This is a genomic window from Rhizomicrobium sp. (assembly GCA_037200385.1).
GTDB lineage: Bacteria > Pseudomonadota > Alphaproteobacteria > Micropepsales > Micropepsaceae > Rhizomicrobium.
Window position 1 is genome coordinate 4,869,538 of sequence record JBBCGL010000001.1, and the last position, 16,104, is coordinate 4,885,641.

At 65.0% G+C, this 16,104-nt stretch carries 16 protein-coding genes and 3 riboswitches; of the genes, 8 read left to right on the top strand and 8 right to left on the bottom strand.

Going from position 1 to position 16,104, the window contains the following annotated elements:
* Nucleotides 1-5 precede the first annotated feature (5 nt).
* Nucleotides 6-770: an adenosylcobinamide-GDP ribazoletransferase gene (cobS, locus tag WDM91_23300; protein MEI9997541.1), complete on the top strand. Its 765-nt coding sequence runs from the start codon at nucleotides 6-8 to the stop codon at nucleotides 768-770.
* Nucleotides 770-1,276, top strand: coding sequence for a bifunctional adenosylcobinamide kinase/adenosylcobinamide-phosphate guanylyltransferase (cobU, locus tag WDM91_23305; protein MEI9997542.1), 507 nt, complete (start codon nucleotides 770-772; stop codon nucleotides 1,274-1,276). The genes cobS and cobU overlap by 1 nt, the downstream gene beginning before the upstream one ends.
* On the opposite strand, the gene cbiB is transcribed toward cobU, so the two are convergent.
* From cbiB to WDM91_23340, 7 genes are all read right to left on the bottom strand, one after another.
* Nucleotides 1,207-2,214, bottom strand: coding sequence for an adenosylcobinamide-phosphate synthase CbiB (gene cbiB, locus WDM91_23310; GenBank protein MEI9997543.1), 1,008 nt, complete (start codon nucleotides 2,212-2,214; stop codon nucleotides 1,207-1,209). The two genes, cobU and cbiB, sit on opposite strands and share 70 nt — an antisense overlap.
* Nucleotides 2,196-3,683, bottom strand: coding sequence for a cobyric acid synthase (locus WDM91_23315; protein MEI9997544.1), 1,488 nt, complete (start codon nucleotides 3,681-3,683; stop codon nucleotides 2,196-2,198). The genes cbiB and WDM91_23315 overlap by 19 nt, the downstream gene beginning before the upstream one ends.
* A complete protein-coding gene (gene cobD, locus WDM91_23320) occupies nucleotides 3,680-4,708 on the bottom strand; it encodes a threonine-phosphate decarboxylase CobD (protein ID MEI9997545.1) in 1,029 nt (342 codons plus the stop codon). Before cobD ends, WDM91_23315 begins: the two co-directional genes overlap by 4 nt.
* Nucleotides 4,701-5,099 carry a DUF1636 domain-containing protein gene (locus WDM91_23325; protein MEI9997546.1) on the bottom strand — a complete coding sequence of 133 codons (399 nt, stop codon included), beginning with the start codon at nucleotides 5,097-5,099 and terminating at the stop codon, nucleotides 4,701-4,703. The genes cobD and WDM91_23325 overlap by 8 nt, the downstream gene beginning before the upstream one ends.
* Nucleotides 5,092-5,901, bottom strand: a complete 810-nt coding sequence (locus tag WDM91_23330) for an ABC transporter ATP-binding protein (GenBank protein ID MEI9997547.1) — start codon at nucleotides 5,899-5,901, stop codon at nucleotides 5,092-5,094. Before WDM91_23330 ends, WDM91_23325 begins: the two co-directional genes overlap by 8 nt.
* Before the next feature lie 11 nt (nucleotides 5,902-5,912).
* A complete protein-coding gene (locus tag WDM91_23335; GenBank protein ID MEI9997548.1) occupies nucleotides 5,913-7,763 on the bottom strand; it encodes a TonB-dependent receptor in 1,851 nt (616 codons plus the stop codon).
* Between the two features lie 180 nt (nucleotides 7,764-7,943).
* A riboswitch (cobalamin riboswitch) is annotated at nucleotides 7,944-8,154 on the bottom strand.
* Between the two features lie 27 nt (nucleotides 8,155-8,181).
* On the bottom strand, nucleotides 8,182-9,195 hold the full coding sequence (locus tag WDM91_23340; protein ID MEI9997549.1) for an iron ABC transporter permease: 1,014 nt from the start codon (nucleotides 9,193-9,195) through the stop codon (nucleotides 8,182-8,184).
* Between WDM91_23340 and WDM91_23345 the strand changes: the two genes are divergently transcribed.
* The gene (locus WDM91_23345; GenBank protein MEI9997550.1) at nucleotides 9,163-10,104 is read left to right on the top strand and encodes an ABC transporter substrate-binding protein; all 942 of its coding nucleotides are present in this window, start codon (nucleotides 9,163-9,165) and stop codon (nucleotides 10,102-10,104) included. The two genes, WDM91_23340 and WDM91_23345, sit on opposite strands and share 33 nt — an antisense overlap.
* A 16-nt stretch (nucleotides 10,105-10,120) precedes the next feature.
* Here the strand turns inward: WDM91_23345 and WDM91_23350 are convergent, their stop codons facing one another.
* A complete protein-coding gene (locus tag WDM91_23350) occupies nucleotides 10,121-10,678 on the bottom strand; it encodes a histidine phosphatase family protein (protein MEI9997551.1) in 558 nt (185 codons plus the stop codon).
* Nucleotides 10,679-10,748: 70 nt separating this feature from the next.
* Nucleotides 10,749-10,933, top strand: a riboswitch (cobalamin riboswitch).
* Between the two features lie 147 nt (nucleotides 10,934-11,080).
* Between WDM91_23350 and WDM91_23355 the strand changes: the two genes are divergently transcribed.
* The 5 genes from WDM91_23355 to WDM91_23375 all read left to right on the top strand — a co-directional run bounded on the left by WDM91_23355 (nucleotide 11,081) and on the right by WDM91_23375 (nucleotide 16,094).
* The gene (locus tag WDM91_23355; GenBank protein ID MEI9997552.1) at nucleotides 11,081-13,060 is read left to right on the top strand and encodes a TonB-dependent receptor; all 1,980 of its coding nucleotides are present in this window, start codon (nucleotides 11,081-11,083) and stop codon (nucleotides 13,058-13,060) included.
* A 24-nt stretch (nucleotides 13,061-13,084) separates the two neighbouring features.
* Nucleotides 13,085-14,512 carry a PepSY domain-containing protein gene (locus WDM91_23360; protein MEI9997553.1) on the top strand — a complete coding sequence of 476 codons (1,428 nt, stop codon included), beginning with the start codon at nucleotides 13,085-13,087 and terminating at the stop codon, nucleotides 14,510-14,512.
* Nucleotides 14,510-14,639: riboswitch (cobalamin riboswitch) on the top strand. It overlaps the preceding gene by 3 nt.
* A gap of 25 nt (nucleotides 14,640-14,664) precedes the next feature.
* Nucleotides 14,665-14,883 carry a CbtB-domain containing protein gene (locus WDM91_23365; protein MEI9997554.1) on the top strand — a complete coding sequence of 73 codons (219 nt, stop codon included), beginning with the start codon at nucleotides 14,665-14,667 and terminating at the stop codon, nucleotides 14,881-14,883.
* 12 nt (nucleotides 14,884-14,895) lie between these two features.
* Nucleotides 14,896-15,618 (top strand): CbtA family protein, encoded by a 723-nt coding sequence (locus WDM91_23370; protein MEI9997555.1) that lies wholly within the window; start codon nucleotides 14,896-14,898, stop codon nucleotides 15,616-15,618.
* Nucleotides 15,619-15,698: 80 nt separating this feature from the next.
* Nucleotides 15,699-16,094 (top strand): hypothetical protein, encoded by a 396-nt coding sequence (locus tag WDM91_23375; GenBank protein MEI9997556.1) that lies wholly within the window; start codon nucleotides 15,699-15,701, stop codon nucleotides 16,092-16,094.
* The last annotated feature ends 10 nt before the right edge of the window (nucleotides 16,095-16,104 follow it).

Below are 16,104 nucleotides of genomic sequence, written 5' to 3' on the forward strand. Positions count from 1 at the left end.
GCCTTATGACCGCCTTTCTTCCCGCGCGCCTGGACGACATCCGGTTGGGCATGACGACGCTGACGCGATTGCCGATGGGCCGGTGGCCGTTGCGGTCCGGCGCGACGCTGCGCCGCTCCGTCTGGACATATCCGCTCGCGGGGGCAGTCGTAGGTGCGGTTTCCGGCCTGGCCTTCCAGGTCGCGGCGCTGGCTCGGCTATCACCGCTGCTTTGTGCGGCCCTCGCTCTGGTCGTCAATGTCCTGGTTACGGGCAGTTTTCACGAAGACGGCTTGGCAGACTTCTTTGACGGAATAGGCGGCGGCCGTGACCGCGCCCACAAGCTCGAAGTCATGCGCGACAGCCGCATAGGCACCTACGGCGCCACGGCACTCATTCTGTCGTTTCTTGTGCGCTGGGCGGCGCTCGCGACCCTCGCGGCGCCGGCGACCGTCATGACGGTCTGGATCGCCGCAGGGGCGCTGTCGCGGGCTGGCATTGTCGTTCCGTTGCGCCTGCTGGCGCCGGCGCGTCCAGACGGATTGGGGGTCCAAGCGGCGTCGCCACCCGCCATCGCCGCGCTGGTTGCCGCCTTGGGCGCTCTGGCGATTGCTGTGCCAGTTCTTCGCTGGCAAGCCGCGCCCGTGATCCTCGGCGTACTGTTGGCGTCGTTGCTTGTTACCGGTGTGGCTCATCGGCAGCTCGGAGGATTCACCGGCGACGTCCTGGGCGCCTGTGCGCTGATCGGGGAAGCGGCCGCGCTCGTTGCGGCAAGTGCGGGATGGATGTGATGGGCACGAGCTGGCTCATTTTCGGCGGCGCGCGGTCGGGCAAAACCCGTCGGGGGCTTGGCATCGCGGGTGCGTTTGCGCGCAGCACCTATATCGCGACTGCGGAAGCGCGCGATGACGAGATGCGCCGGCGCATCGCGCTGCATCGCGCCGAACGCGGACCGTCATGGTCGACGGTGGAGGCGCCGCTGGACTTGGCCGCAACGCTGCGAGCTGCCGACGGCCCCGCGCGCGGCATCATGGTCGACTGCCTGACGCTGTGGCTTTCCAACCTGCTCGAGGCGGGCCGGTCCGTCGAAGACGAGACTCGATGCCTGATCGAGACGGTCTTCGGGCTGGCCGCGACGACGGTATTCATCTCGAACGAAGTCGGACTTGGCATCGTGCCGGACAATGCGCTCGCGCGGTCCTTTCGCGATGCCCAGGGCCGCCTCAATCAATCGATGGCGACGGCGGTCAGCCATGTCGAGCTGATGGTCGCCGGCCTTCCGTTGAAACTGAAATAAAGCGCCGCGGCCAGCACGAGAACGAACAGGATGGCACAGGCGCGCAGCATGATCTGCAAGCCCCGGTCCAGGTCCGCGACAAGGGGCAGGCTGCCTTCGCCGTGGATCCACGGTTCGTTCGTTATCTCGCCGTGATAGGCACGCGGTCCCGACAGGCGGATATCGAGAACGCCGGCGATCGCGGCTTCCGGCCAGCCCGCATTCGGGGACCTGTGATGGCGCGCTTCGGTGGCCATCACGCGCAAGGCCCTTGCCGACATCCCGGCGAGCGCGACGAGCAGTCCGGTGAGGCGCGCCGGTACCAGATTGACCAGGTCATCGATACGCGCGGAGACGCGGCCGAAATAGAGATGCTTCGGCGTTCTGTGTCCTATCATCGAGTCGGCCGTGTTGATGGCCTTGTAGAGAACCAGTCCCGGAAAGCCCAAGAGGCAACCCCAGAACAGTGGCGCCACCACGCCATCGGAGAGATTCTCGAAAAGGCTTTCGATGGCGGCGCGGCAGATCGCGCTGTGATCGAGGCTTCGGACGTCGCGCCCGACGATCTGGCCGAGCGCGGTCCGCGCGCCCTCGATATCGTCGGCCCGTAACGGCATGGCTACGGCATGGGCGTGGTCGTAGAGGCTTCGCTGCGCCAGAAGTGTGCTGGCGAGCAGCGCCAAGACGGCCATGCCTGTCCAGGAGCGTGACAAGACATGATCGAGTGCCCAAGCCACGGCTCCAGACAGCGCCAACAGAACCATGAGGGTGAGCGCGCCGGCCACGATGCCGAAGCCCGGTGACGCCGGCCGCCGGTTGAGGGCACGGTCCAGCAGCACCAGCAGGTTCCCCATCCACGCCACGGGATGGGGTATGCGCTTGTAAAGCCATGCCGGATCGCCGATGCAGGCGTCCAGCGCCAGCGCGGCGGACATGACGATCAGGTTGTGGGCGACCATCCGGGGTGCTCGGCAAACGACAACAAGGTCTCGATATCCAACGTATCAGCCAGGACGGCCGCGATCTCGTCCAGCGCGGCATCGACGGACGCATCGAAGGCAAAGGGTTTTGACAGTCGCGGGTCGATGGATGTGAGCCAGGCCCGCCGAAACGCATCTGAACCGAACAGCCCATGAAGATAGGTGCCTTCGATGCGGCCGTCGGCCGATACGGCGCCGTCGTCGCGGCCTTCGATTTGCACCATGGGTCGGGCGCAATCGGCGCCCGTGGTCCGGCCCATGTGGATTTCGTAGCCCTCCACGTCTGCATCATAGCCTGGTGCTCGTCCCGTGCACCGGCGCACGGCTTTCTCTGCCGCCATCTCCGTTTCAGCGTCGAGCAACGCGAGACCGGGTGCTTCCGCGACGGCGCCATCCGACCCACCGGGATCGCGCACGGCCCGGCCCAGCATCTGATACCCGCCGCACAAGCCCAGGATGCGCGCGCCGGCCCTTGCGTTGGCGCGGATGTCGATGTCCCAGCCCTGTTCGCGCAGCATCGCCAGATCGCTCAGCGTCGACTTCGTGCCGGGCAGGATGATGGCATCGACGCCCATGGGAATGGGCTGACCCGGCGGGACGAACGCGACGGAGACGCCGGGTTCGGCCCGCAAGGGATCGAGATCGTCGAAATTGGCGATGTGCGCCAGCATCGGCACCGCGATGCGGATTTTGGCGTCCGCGTGGCTACGCGAGCCGCCTTGCAGCGGCACGGCATCTTCCGCCGGAAGCCGCGCGGCGGCCGTCAGCCAGGGGACGATGCCCAGCGAAGTCCAGCCGGTATGACGGGTAACATCCTGCATTCCCGGCGCGAAGAGCGAGATATCGCCGCGAAACTTGTTGACCAGGAAGCCGCGGATGCGCGCGCGATCCGGCGGGGCCAATACCTGATGCGTGCCCACGAGGCTTGCGATGACGCCACCGCGGTCGATATCGCCGATCAGGACGACGGGGACGCCGAAGGCCTCGGCAAAGCCCATATTGGCCACGTCGCTGGCGCGCAGGTTGGTTTCCGCCGCGCTGCCGGCGCCCTCCACGATCAGCAGATCGCAGCTCTCCGCCATATGCGTGAAGCTCTCGCCGATGGCGGGCAGCAGCCGCTCGCGCTTGTCGTGCCAGTTGCGGGCGTTCAAGCGCCCGGCGACGCGGCCCTGCAGGACGAGTTGCGATGTGTGATCGGCCTCCGGCTTCAGCAGGACCGGGTTCATGTGGATGCTGGGGTTCAGCCCCGCCGCACGCGACTGCAAGGCTTGCGCGCGCCCGATCTCGCCGCCGTCCTCGGTCACCGCGGAATTGTTGGACATGTTCTGCGGCTTGAACGGCGCCACCTTGAACCCGCGATTGCGGAACAGGCGGCAAAGCCCGGCGACGAGGACCGATTTGCCCACGTCGGATCCTGTACCCTGGCACATGAGGACGCGCGCGGTCATGCCGGGGCCGTCCAAGCCAACAATGCGGCATCCAGTCTGGCATGCGCGGCATCGTCGGGCAGCAGGCCGAAGCGCAGCCAGTTCGGATGGGCCGCGAACCGCCGAACATAGAGGCCGTGCGTGCAGAGCGCGTGAAAAAGTTCTGCCGCGCGCGGATGCCCGAATAGGAGAAAGAGGTCCGTGCCGCCGACATAGGTCAGGCCGTGCCGTGTCAAAAGGCCTTTCAGGCGGGATGCGGCGCTCGCGAGCCGCTCGCGCGTATCGGTGTGCCAAGCGACATCGCGATAGGCCCGTGCGCCGACCTCGAGTGCCGGACCTGAGACCGCCCATGGACCGATGAGCGCCTCCAGGCGCCGCGCGAATGTCTCTTGGGCGACAACCACACCAAGCCGCAATCCAGCCAGGCCGAAGAACTTGCCGAAGGATCGCAGCACGATCGTTCGATTCCGGGCACAGAGCGCCGCCGCACTCGTCGACGGCATCACGTCGGCGAAAGCTTCGTCGACGATCAGCCATTGGCCTTTGCGCGATCGCGCCGCCGCGAGGCGTTGGATTTCGTCCCCTGTCCAGAAACGGCCATTCGGGTTGTTTGGATTTGTGAGCAGGAGGATGTCCGTGTCCTCTGCCGCAATCAAGTCGGCGTCTACATCGCGCACCTTATGTCCAGCGAGCTCCCAGGAGGGCCGGTGCTCGCCGTATGTCGGATCCAGGATGGAGACCGATGTGGGCTTGAAGAGCGTCGGCAGAAGCGAGATGGCCGACTGCGATCCCGGAAGAAGCGCGATGTTCTGCGGCGCGACGCCGAGATAGCTTGCCGTCGCCTCCGCGCATTCGCGATTGAGGCTGGGCGATGGGAGCCTGTGCCAAGCGGCATCGCTGACCGGCTGGTGCGGGTACGGCCATGGATTGATGCCCGTGGAGAGATCGAGCCAGGGCTGAGGCGCGTTGGGATAGTAGGCGTCGAGGAAATCGCAGCCGGATCCCCCGTGCGGCAGGACGGGCGGAGCGGGGCGGGTCTCAGTCATCGGGTTGCGCCGTGTAGCCTTGCGGCGGAAAGCGAACGAGGAAATGCCCCTTCACGCCTTCGGGCCATTGCGCGTATGGCACCACGCCGAATTCGCTCTCCCGGTAGAGACGGAAGAAGGCGAGGATGGCCTCTGCGTCGCTCGCACGCGGCCGGAAATCGCCGAGGACATAGCCGATCTTGCCGGGCGCCCTTAGGTGAATCGTGCAATGACGCGAGCAGCCGAACAGGCAGGCCATTTCCTCGATCACGACGTCGCCGGCTACGCGTTTCAGCTCTTGCACGAGCAGAGCACCGCCACGACGGCCGTCCGCGTCTTCGCGCGCGTCTTGCGAGAACCGGCAGGTGCTGCAGACGACGATGCTGGCTCGGGCTTCGGTCTTCCTAAGCATGGGCGTGGCGCTCCGTGGCTTCCGCTCGCAGAAGCCGGCGCCAGGCCAGAACGAATTGTTCGTCCTGCTCGCGGCCGTATACACCCTCGACGCCGTAGGTCCGATCCAGGTTCGCCGGAGACAGCACCGTCGCCGCATCGCCCTCCGCGACCAGCCGCCCACCGTTCAGCATGACGAGCATGTCGCAGAAACGCGCCGCCAGAAGCAGGTCGTGAAGCACGGCAATGACCAGCTTCCCATCCCGCGCGAGATCGCGCAGCAGCTCCATGACATGCAATTGGTGATAGGGATCGAGCGACGCCACGGGTTCGTCGGCGAGCAGCACGGGGGCCTCCACTGCCAATGCCCGCGCGATCATGATCCGCGCTCGTTCCCCCCCGGACAAGGTGGTGACGATGCGGTCGGCAAAGGGCGCGACGTCGGCACGGCGCATGGCGCTCGCGACGGCGCGCGCGTCATCTTCCGACGCGGACGCAAATCTGGAGAGGTGCGGCAACCGGCCCAGCGCCACCACGTGATCGGCACGCAGCGGCCAGTGCAGTGTGTGCCCTTGTGGAAGATAGGCCACCTTTCGCGCGAGCGTGCGCCGGTCGATCGTCGCGATGTCGACGCCGTCCAACGCAATGGTTCCTCGCTCCGGCGCTATCAGGCAAGCCAGCGTCCGCACCAACGTCGATTTTCCCGCGCCGTTGGGCCCGATCAAGCCGACCAGCCCACCCGACGACAGGTCGAGTTTGATGCCGTCCAGGATCGTCTTCCCGCCCAGGCAAACCTTGAGATCGTCGACCTTCAGGTCGGTCATGGCCTTCCGCCTCAGACTTTCTGCCGGACGCCGAAATAGAAGCTCTGGCCGGCCGTGCCATAGCCGAACTCCGTTTCGTACTTCTGGTCAAAGAGGTTTTCGACACGGCCGTATATCTCGGTCTGCTCGAACAGGCGATAGCTGAGGCCAAGATTGACCACGACATAGCTTCCGAGATTGACCGTCGTCGATGGGAACGCGCTGAAATCGCTGTCTGCCGTGTCGCTCACATAGCGCAGATCGAGATTGGCGTTCGCGCGGTCGTCCAGGAATGCGTAGTTGGCGTTCAGGTTGAGCAGGTGGCGCGGCCTTTCGGTCAGCCTCGTTCCGGTGGCGTCTTCCGCATTGTTGTAGGTGTAGGCGACGTCGAACGAGAGCTGCGCCGACGGACGCCAGTCGAGGGACGTTTCGATGCCGTCCGATATGCTCGTGCCGGGGACATTGAAGTAGTTGGGCTCCGACGTGCCGAACGCGCCGCCGAACTGGATGATGTTGCTGGCATCGAGCCGGAAATAGGTCACGCCGAGCTTGAGCTCGTCATCGAGCAGTTGTTGCTCCACGCCGACATCCCAGCTTCGGCTGGTCTGCGGCTTGAGCGCGGGATTTCCCAGCATCGGATCGCCGCAGCAGACGCCGAAAAGCTCGAACAGGCTGGGGGCGCGGAAGCCGGTCGAATAGCTGCCCTTGAGCTTGGTGTGTGTGGAAGCAATGTCGTAGGCCAACGTTCCACGATAGGTCGTGAAGGCGCCGAAGCGCTCATTGTCGTCCAGACGGACGCCCAGGGTCGCGTACAACGCGTCGAACAAGCCGGTCTGATACTCGGCGTAGTAACCGGTGTTGCGGTTCGATTCGGTTTTCGGGTCGGAGTCGGTGTGCGAGAAGTCGCGCTTGGTCTCCGCGCCGAAGACCAGGATGTTGTCCGGGTCGAAGTTCACGGCGCCCTTGAAGTCGAACTGTTCGCGCTCGCCGATATCGAAGTAGTCCGAGCCGCCATTGTCGAAATTGGTGCGGTCGTCGCGCGCGAAGGCGGCGCCGACTTCGCCGGTGAACCTGCCGTCGAACAGCCGGAATTCCGAAGACACGCGACCGGAGTATTGATGGAAATGATCTCCGATATTGCTCTGGTCGCAGAACGGGCCGCCGCAGGCATCGTAGTTCACCAACCCGCCCGCATAGCGATAGACCGCCTTGAGATCGACGTCGTCGCTCACCGCATAGTCGAATCGCCCATTGGTCGAAATGTTGTGATAGCGATCGGCTTCGGTGTTGCCCGGCTGGTTGCTGTCCGCGGCCGAGAAACCGTCAGTCCCGAGATATTGAACATTGACGTTGTAGCCGATGCGGTCGCCGTCCAGCCCGCCGCGTGCGCTGCCGCCGAACAGGTAGGTGCCGTAGCTGCCACCCTCGCCATAGACGAGGCCGTCGAGATCGCCCGATCCCCGCTTCGTCGTGATGCTGATAACGCCGCCGACGGCATCGCCGCCGTACAGAACGCTCTGCGAGCCACGCAAAATCTCGATGCGGTCGATGCCCTGTGTCGTTAGCTGCGAGAAATCGAACGCCGTCTGGGTTCGGCTCGGATCAGAGACTTCAACGCCGTCGATCAGGACGAACGTGCCTTCGTTCGGCGCGCCGCGCAATTGGACGTTCGAGTCCTCGCCGCGCGGACCGGCTTGGGTGACCACGACGCCGGGTATGGTTTGCAGGACGTCCGTCACGAAGACGGTCTGCTGATCCTGTATGTCCTTCGCGGTGATCACGGAGATCGACGAGCCGATCTTCGACAGATCGGTCGGCGTGCGCGTGGCGCTGACCACGACGGTTTCCGGCAATTCGCTGTCGGCGAATGCCGGCATCGTCATGCAAAGCACGGCAGCAGCCAGAAATGCTGCCCGTGCGCCAAAGCTGCGCAAGTTCATGAAACGTCTCCAACCGTGGGCACGAACGCCCGGACCAACACCGGCGGTGGAGACGACGAAGCCCCCGTCCGCTCAACATGTCGCCTCTACGGAGGACCGCTCTTTCGGCAAAACACCGGCCGAAGGACGGGCGACTTCGATGGCAGGTCTCCTGGCTCTTGGATCGCGGCCCGTGTCGCGCCTTCCCAAAGCTTGCGCTTCAGTGGCTATGGCGACGGGGCTCCCCAATGACAGTTGCGGGTACAGCCGCAGATTTGCGCTTAACTCTCGCGAGGTGGGCGCGCACTGCATTCCCATTTGACCCCTTGCGGGGACCATCGGGACGGACGCTAGCCAAGCGCGCTCGGCCGCGCAAGCGCGCTCACCAGGTCCGGCGCGCCTTGAACAGCAGGTGCAGGAAGAAGGGCGCACCCAGGAATGCGGTGACGACGCCAAGTTTCAGCTCGTTTGTCGTCGGAATGAGCCGAACCAGGATATCTGCCGCCGTCAGGAGGATGGCGCCCGCGAGCGCCGACGGCAGCAGGAGCTTCGAAGGCTGCGATCCCGTCCAGGTTCGCATCGCATGCGGAACGACAAGGCCGACGAAGGCGATCGAGCCGCAGACGGCGACCGCCGCACCGACGCCGAGCGCAATGGCGACCATCAGGCGCAGCTGGACAAACCGCAGATCGAAACCGAGCGACTGGGCCGCTTCCTCGCCGAGGGTCAGTGCGTCCAGCGCCTTGCGGTCCCACATCAGCAACGCGACGCTCAAGGCCGCGAACGGCAGCACGAGGAGCACATGCTGCATGCTGCGGTCTTCGACCGATCCGAGCAGCCAGAAGGTCAGCTCCATGGCGGCGAAGGGATTGGTGGAAAGATTCAACGCCAGGGAGATCGCGGCGCCCGCCAGCGTGCCGACCGCGATGCCGCCGAGGATGAGGGCCAGCGCGCCTTCCGCCACGCGCGACAGGGCGATCAGGACGAACATCGCGATGAGCGTTCCGACAATGGCGAACAGCGGCAGCGACCACTCATAGTCCGCCGCAAAGCCGAAATAGAGCGCGATCGCGGCGCCAAGTGCGGCGCTGTTCGAGAGCCCCAGCGTCGACGGCTCCGCCAGCGGATTGCGCAGATAGCCCTGAAGCGCCGCGCCGGACATGCCGAGAATCCCGCCGACCAGGAGGCCGAGCAGCGCGCGCGGGAGCCTTATGTCGCCGATGATGGCGTTGGTGACCGGATCGGCCAGGCCGAAAAAACCTCCGACCACATGTGCGATCGGAATATGCGCGCTGCCGAACGAAATGGATGCGAGTCCGGCGGCGCAGGCCAGGACGGCGAGCACGCCGATCAGCACGGCGCCGTGATCGCGAGCGGATTTGGATGGGTCGGGCATGCGGGCGCCACCTTGCTGTCAACGGGAGCCGGAGGCAAGATCGGCGCAGAACGCGAGGATCGGGCCATCTCAATCGCTGCATTCGTGCGCTTTGCCGGCGTCTTGATGGCCATGGCGATTGCCTTTGACGGCAATGCGCTGGCCCGTCCGCACCGAATCGTCTCGATCAACATGTGCGCGGACCAATATCTGATGGTCTTGGCCGATAAGGAGCAGATCGCGGGGCTGTCCGACTACGCGCGCGACAAAACCCTCTCGTTCTATGCCGCGCGGGCGCAGAGCTATCCCGTCGTGAAAAGCACTGCCGAGGCCATCATGCCGCTGCAGCCCGATCTCATCCTGGGCAGCCCGTCACGCCGGCTTCAGACGCGCGCGTTGTTGAAGCGCTTCGGCTTCAGGACGCTGGATGTGACGGTGGCGCGCAACTTCGACGATATCGTGAAGCAGACGCGGCTGATCGCCGGGGCGGTGGGCTATCCCGCGCGCGGCGAGGCCCTGATCGCATCGACGCGGGCGCGGCTGGCCAAAGTGCGGCCGCTGCCGTCCAATCCGCCGCCGGTCGCCGTGTATTATCAGCGCCAGGGTTACGTCACCGGCACCGATACGCTGATGGACGAGATGATGCGCAGAGTCGGGCTGCAAAACCTGGCGGGGCGTCTCCACGATGCGCAGTTGGCGCATGTCGATCTCGAAGCGATCGTGGCGGCGCGGCCGAACTACATCATCTTCACCAACGATCAAAGCCATATCCGCGACTGGGGTGCGATGTTGCTGAGCAACCCGGCTCTTGCGGCAATCCAGGGCAAGCCGCGTCGTCTCTACATTCCCGACACACTGACGGTCTGCGGCGGCCCCTCCTATCCCGCTGCCGTCGAGCGCCTCTCGGCCGAACTGCACAACGCGCACTGAGGTCCGCTGCCGCGATCTACCGGCCGAACGACCGCAACGACCAAAAGCGGCCGTTGTGGCGCATGTCGATCGTCGAAAGCGGCTCGACGTCCAGCCGCCAGAAGGCGTCGGCGGGCGCGCGAAGAGCGTGAAGGACGGCGGCACGCATGACGGACGCGTGCGTGACAGCGACTATGTGTCCCGCGGCGGGCAATGTCTCCAGCCAGGCATCGACACGTTCGAAAAGCTCCGTCAAGGATTCGCCGCCGTGCGGCTTGGCGCCGGGCTCCGACAGCCACAGCACTGTGCCATTGGGGTCGTCCCTCTGGATGTCCTTCAAATGGCGCCCGCGCCAGTTGCCCAGGTCGCAGTCGCGAAGCGTATCCGTGGTGGCGACCTGCAAACCGAGCAGCCCGGCCGTCTCCAGCGCTCGCCGCTCCGGTGCGCAGAGCACGGTGCCGGCCGTCGTAGCGATTGATCGCAGCGCATCGAGATTCTTCGCCGGACCGGGCTCGATCCCATCATCGCGCGGAAAGGCACCAAGGCGTTGGGCTGCAGTCGCCGCGTGACAGATGAGAGTGAGGTGGCTGGTCATGATCAACCGATGCAAGGTCGGCGTTCGACAATCGTTCGCGCCGCATTGACCGCGGCGGCATCTTCGATATGTTCTGGAATACGCGCAAGGTTCTCGCAAGAGATCAAAAGGGAACGCGGTTCGAAACCGCGGCTGCCCCCGCAACTGTAACCGGCGAGCGATCGTCCGACATGCCACTGGGACACGGGTCTCGGGAAGGCGGGCGATCGCAAAGACCCGGGAGCCAGGAGACCTGCCTCGCGCCGTCGTCCTGTTTCCGGCCGGGGTGCGCTGGGGGCTGCGGGGGAAACCGTCGCGACGACATATTGGAGTCGTCGTCGCGGGGCCTCGGTTGAGTTCTGCATCATTTGAAGACCGTACGCTTCCGCGTGCCGGCTCCTGGATCCCGACCAGGAGAATGTCATGCGCAAATTGTTCTTGCCTTTGCTTGCCGGGCTGACCGCCCTACCTCTGACCGCTGCTTTAGGGGCGGATGCGAACGCGGTCGAAACCGTCGTGGTGACGGGCAGCCTGGAGAACGAGATTCCCCAGCTCCTTTCGCGGAATGGTACGCAGGTCGACGTGATCGCCGCGAAAGCCATCAAGAACGGCAGCTATGTCGATATCTCGCAGACGCTGGCTGCCGAGGCGCCAGGCCTCTATATCTCGTCCCAGCACGGTCCTTTCGACTATGTCGACGTCTCGCTGCTGGGCTCGCGCACCGCGGACGTGCTGTGGCTGGTCGACGGCGTGCGCATCGACAACCGGCTTTACGCCGGCACGACGCCGCTGGATTCCATCCCCGCCAGCATGGTGGAGCGCATCGAGGTCATCCAGGGCGGCGAGTCCCTGTTCTACGGCACCCAGGCGGTGGCGGGCGCGGTGAACATCATCACCAAGTCCTTCAGCAGCACGCCGGACGGCGCCGTCACGATCGGCGGCGACACCAATTATGGCGCGCATGCCGATGGCTATTTCCGCGACGGCTTCGGCCGCAGCAAGTTCGTGGTCTACGGCTCGGCGGACATATCGCCCGGCTTCCGTCCCATTCCCGAGGGCGAATTTCAGCCGAGCGAGACGTTGCGCATGCGGGGCTATCACGTGTTCAGCGGCGGCGGCAAATACCAGTTTGCCGCGACGGACGATCTCACGTTCACCGCGTCCTACGAGAAGAACATCGCGCATCTCGAATATCCGTCGCCACAGGACGTCAACACGGCGTTCAACCAGCGCAGCGAGGATCTGGTCACGGCCAAGATCGACTACGCGCCCAGCGACGATGTGCAGCTGTTCGTCAAGGGTTACTATCACTGGTGGATTTCGCACTACACCGAGTTCGACAACGATCCGGCCGGCGGTCTCGACATCGAGGACGATCATGACCACTGGGGCTATGTCGACCGCGGCGTCAACGCGATGGCGAAAATCGGCCTGCTGCCCGGGCTCAGCTCGGTCGTCGGATATGACTATCAGAACTACAACGGCAACGACGCGGTGCTGGTGATCGCCCCGCAATCGGAAGAGGCGCACGCGGTGTTCGGGCAGATCGAGGCGGCCGACCTGATCCCGAACGCGCATCTGGCGGTGGGCGTCCGCTACAACATGCCCAGCGTGGGCGAATCCGCTTTTGTCTGGAATGTCAGCGGTCAATACGACGTCTCGGACATGCTCTATGTGAAGGGCATGGCCGGCACCAGCTTCCGGCTTCCGACCGCGGAGGAGCTGTTTGCCAACGATCCCGACGACGAGAGGGGCAACCCCGGTCTGCGGCCCGAGCGCAGCATCGGCTTCAACGGATCGGTTGGCGGCCATTTCGACCTGGGTGTGCCCGTGGACTGGCACGTCACGGGCTTCTATCGCGAGATCAAGGATCTCATCGACTACGCCACCTTCGATCCGGCGACGGACCAGGATGTGTTCGGCAATGTCGACGGCAAGGTGATCACGCGCGGATTCGAGGCCTATGCCTCCGCGCCGATCCGCGATGACCTGTCGGGCACCGCCGACTTCACCTATGCCGCGGCGCGCGAGACCGGCTCTTCGGCACAGTTCAATCGGATTCCGGAAACCGTGTTCAAGCTCGGCCTCGACTATCATCCGCAGGACCTGCCGTTCGGCGCCAGCCTGACGCTGCAGCATGTCGGCGACCTGCAAGACACGATTGGCGGCGGTGTCGGGCGCATCGGATACGGCGACTACACGGTGCTCGATATCGGCACGCGGGTGTTCCTGGACGACGAGCACCGGCACCGGATCGGGCTCAACCTCGACAACGCGTTCGATGAAGCCTACGCAGCACATCTGGGTCGCGGTACCGACGATGTGACGGGCGACTCGTATGTCGTTCACGATCGGGGCATGCCGCGCACGCTCTATTTCAACTACACATTCTCGCTTCAATAGGCGGCGGCGGGAGACGGTACGGCCATGCGCATCGCTCTGCGGTGGATTTTCGCCATCCACCGCTACATCGGCATCGGGCTCGGTCTGCTGATGCTGATGTGGTGCCTTTCCGGCATCGTGATGATGTATGTGCCGTACCCCTCGCTGTCCGGGGCGGCGCGCCAGGCAGGTCTCCAGCGGCTGGACCTCGGCCAGTGCTGTATCGTGCCGTCCGGCGGCGGCCCGCCGTCCTTCTCGGTGGAGATGATCCACGGCCGCCTGTTGCTCTATGGCGGCAAGACGCTGGTCGATCTGCGCACCGGTCACGAGGCCGGCGGCATCACGCCGGCCGACGCGCGCGCGAGCGCCGAGCGCTTCGCCCGGGGCAATTCGCTTGCGGCGACCCGGATGACGCTGGAAACGATCGGCAGCGACCAGTGGACCGTCTCGGGCGGGTTTCGCCACGACCGGCCGCTGTACAAGTTCAGCCTGAACGACAAGGCCGGCACCCGCCTCTACGTCTCCAGTGCGACCGGCAAGGTCGTGCAGCGCGTCACCGCCTCGCAGCGCTTCTGGAACTATCTGGGCGCCGTGCCGCATTGGCTCTACTTCACGCGGCTGCGTGCCGATCCTCTGCTGTGGGGTCAGGTGGTTATCTGGACGTCCCTGCTTGGCAGCTTCCTGGTCGCGACGGGCCTCTATATCGGCATCCGGCAATGGTGGGTCGCGCGTGGGGTCGGGCGTTGGTCGCCCTATCGCGGATTCGCGTTGTGGCATCACCTGCCCGGATTGCTCTTCGGCGTGTTCCTCCTGAGCTGGATCGTAAGCGGTCTTCTTTCCATGAATCCCTGGGGCCTTCTCGAAGGTGACAACCGCCCCGACACCGGTGCGCTGCGCGGTCCGCCGGCGACATTTGCCCGGATCGGAGCGGCGCTCCGCGCGGCTTCGAACACGGAGCGCGCCGCGGATATCGTTTCGCTGGCGTCGGCGCCGCTGAACGGAAAGCTCTATCTGATCGCAACGGGCCGTGACGGACGTCGCCGGCGGCTGGACGCGGCAGGGCAACGCGCGCCACTTACGCAAGCGGATATCGCATTCATCGCGCACGCCATCTTGCATGCGCCCGCCGCGCGGCCGAGCCTTGTGCCGGACGGCGACGACTATCACTTTGCCCAGGACGGCACGGGACCAAGCTTGCCGGTGTTGCGGCTGATCGCCGCGAACGGCGATCGCTTCTACATCGACCCGGTGTCCGGCGAACCGGTCGCGGCGTTCGGCGCAGCGGATCGCGGCTATCGCTGGCTGTTTCAAGGCCTGCACAGGCTCGATTTCACGGCCGCGATGCGCACGCGTCCTGGATGGGACGTCATGATGCTCGTGCTGCTGACCGGCGCTTCATCGGTCGCTGCGACAGGCGTCTATCTGGGATTGCGCCATATCGGGCGGCTGATGGCTCGGCGCGTTGACAGGTAGAGCGGGTCCATTCAAGGTGGCCGCACTGCAACGAAGTGGGAAGCCGGTGCAAATCCGGCGCGGTCGCGCCGCTGTAATCGGCAAGTTCGAGCCGAGAGCCAGACCTCTCTTCGATGCGCAATCGATCGGGACGCGAAATCCCAGGAGGCGACATGTCCGACACGGCTTTTTATCCTGCGGCGGAACCGGTTTCGATCCCGGCCATTCCGGTCGGCGAGATCGTCCCTTGGGCGATCCTGGTCGGCTTGCTGCTGCTGCTGGCGATCTATTTCGTCGGCGCCGAAGAAGGCGCGACCTCGCTCGTCGGCGGCATGTATGTGCACGAATTCGTGCATGACGCCCGGCATTTGCTCGGCTTCCCCTGCCACTAGACAGGTCGAACCATGGTTGGCGCGCTCCTGCTGCGGGGCATGCTGGTCGGTCTGTTCGCAGGCCTCCTGGCGTTCGGGTTCGCGAAGGCATTCGGTGAACCGCAAGTCGATGTCGCCATCGGCTTCGAATCACACATGGCCCAGACGCGCGGCGAAGCGCCGGAACCGGTTCTCATCACCCGCGAGGTCCAAAGCACTTGGGGCCTCTTCGCCGGCGTGATCGTCTTCGGTACAGCCTTGGGTGGCTTGTTCGCATTGGTCTTCGCATTTCTCCTCGGCCGTATGGGCGCTTTCGGTCCGCGCACCTTGGCGGCGTTGCTCGCCTTGGCGGCGTTCCTGGCGCTGGTCGTGTTTCCCGATCTCAAATATCCGGCCAATCCTCCCGCCATCGGCAATCCCGACACGATCGGCCACAGGACGGCGCTCTATTTCGGCTTTCTCGTGATATCGATAGCCGCGACGTCTTTTTCCGTCTTCGTCGCGCGCAAGCTGTCGCGGACGCTTGGCGCATGGAACGGCGGCATCGCCGGCGGTGCGGTGCTGGTGGCAGCGCTCGCTCTCGCGATGATCCTTCTTCCGGACGTCAACGAAGTGCCGACCGGCTTTCCGGCGGCCACGTTATGGCGCTTCCGGGTCGCGGCTCTCGGCTTGCAGGCCGTGATCTGGCTGTCGATCGGCCTGGGCTTCGGCTGGCTGACCGAGCAGCAGGCCGGGCGGCGGATCGGAAGGCTCTGATTCCGTCTGCGTCGTTGTGGCAAAGAGTCCCTGGCGGAGATGCGGAAGCCCGCAGCGGGCAATAACTGTTGGAGCAAACGATGCCCATACCTGCCACCGTCGGCGCCTTTGCCATCGTACCGTGCAACGATCTGCCCGGTGCCCTCCCGTTCTGGGAGCGCCTGGGGTTCGCCCGCACGGGCGGCGATGGCAACTACTATATTTTGACCGGCTGGGATTGCGAAGTGCATCTTACGCAAGCGGGAACCGGCCCCTGGAGCGTCCCTGAGACCAACCCGTTCGGCGTTTTCATCCGCACGCCCGACGTGGACGCCATCGCTGCACGGGTCGACGACCTGATCATCCGCCCCGGCGGAATACTGCGTCACCGCGAGTGGGGCATCTACGAATGCGGGATCGCAGGCCCGGACGGTCTCCTGGTTCGCATCGGCTGGCCCTCTGCCTTGATCGGGAAGGATGATGGCCTCGGAGATTGATGCTCTTGCG

What these genes read in the sequence shown, in the direction of transcription:
- WDM91_23315 (MEI9997544.1), bottom strand. Translation starts at nt 3,683, where the DNA reads ATGACCGCGCGCGTCCTCATGTGCCAGGGTACAGGATCCGACGTGGGC.
- WDM91_23355 (MEI9997552.1), top strand. Translation starts at nt 11,081, where the DNA reads ATGCGCAAATTGTTCTTGCCTTTGCTTGCCGGGCTGACCGCCCTACCT.
- WDM91_23340 (MEI9997549.1), bottom strand. Translation starts at nt 9,195, where the DNA reads ATGCCCGACCCATCCAAATCCGCTCGCGATCACGGCGCCGTGCTGATC.
- WDM91_23365 (MEI9997554.1), top strand. Translation starts at nt 14,665, where the DNA reads ATGTCCGACACGGCTTTTTATCCTGCGGCGGAACCGGTTTCGATCCCG.
- cobS (MEI9997541.1), top strand. Translation starts at nt 6, where the DNA reads ATGACCGCCTTTCTTCCCGCGCGCCTGGACGACATCCGGTTGGGCATG.
- WDM91_23375 (MEI9997556.1), top strand. Translation starts at nt 15,699, where the DNA reads ATGCCCATACCTGCCACCGTCGGCGCCTTTGCCATCGTACCGTGCAAC.
- cbiB (MEI9997543.1), bottom strand. Translation starts at nt 2,214, where the DNA reads ATGGTCGCCCACAACCTGATCGTCATGTCCGCCGCGCTGGCGCTGGAC.
- WDM91_23325 (MEI9997546.1), bottom strand. Translation starts at nt 5,099, where the DNA reads ATGCTTAGGAAGACCGAAGCCCGAGCCAGCATCGTCGTCTGCAGCACC.
- WDM91_23360 (MEI9997553.1), top strand. Translation starts at nt 13,085, where the DNA reads ATGCGCATCGCTCTGCGGTGGATTTTCGCCATCCACCGCTACATCGGC.
- WDM91_23350 (MEI9997551.1), bottom strand. Translation starts at nt 10,678, where the DNA reads ATGACCAGCCACCTCACTCTCATCTGTCACGCGGCGACTGCAGCCCAA.
- WDM91_23330 (MEI9997547.1), bottom strand. Translation starts at nt 5,901, where the DNA reads ATGACCGACCTGAAGGTCGACGATCTCAAGGTTTGCCTGGGCGGGAAG.
- cobD (MEI9997545.1), bottom strand. Translation starts at nt 4,708, where the DNA reads ATGACTGAGACCCGCCCCGCTCCGCCCGTCCTGCCGCACGGGGGATCC.
- cobU (MEI9997542.1), top strand. Translation starts at nt 770, where the DNA reads ATGGGCACGAGCTGGCTCATTTTCGGCGGCGCGCGGTCGGGCAAAACC.
- WDM91_23335 (MEI9997548.1), bottom strand. Translation starts at nt 7,763, where the DNA reads ATGACGATGCCGGCATTCGCCGACAGCGAATTGCCGGAAACCGTCGTG.
- WDM91_23370 (MEI9997555.1), top strand. Translation starts at nt 14,896, where the DNA reads ATGGTTGGCGCGCTCCTGCTGCGGGGCATGCTGGTCGGTCTGTTCGCA.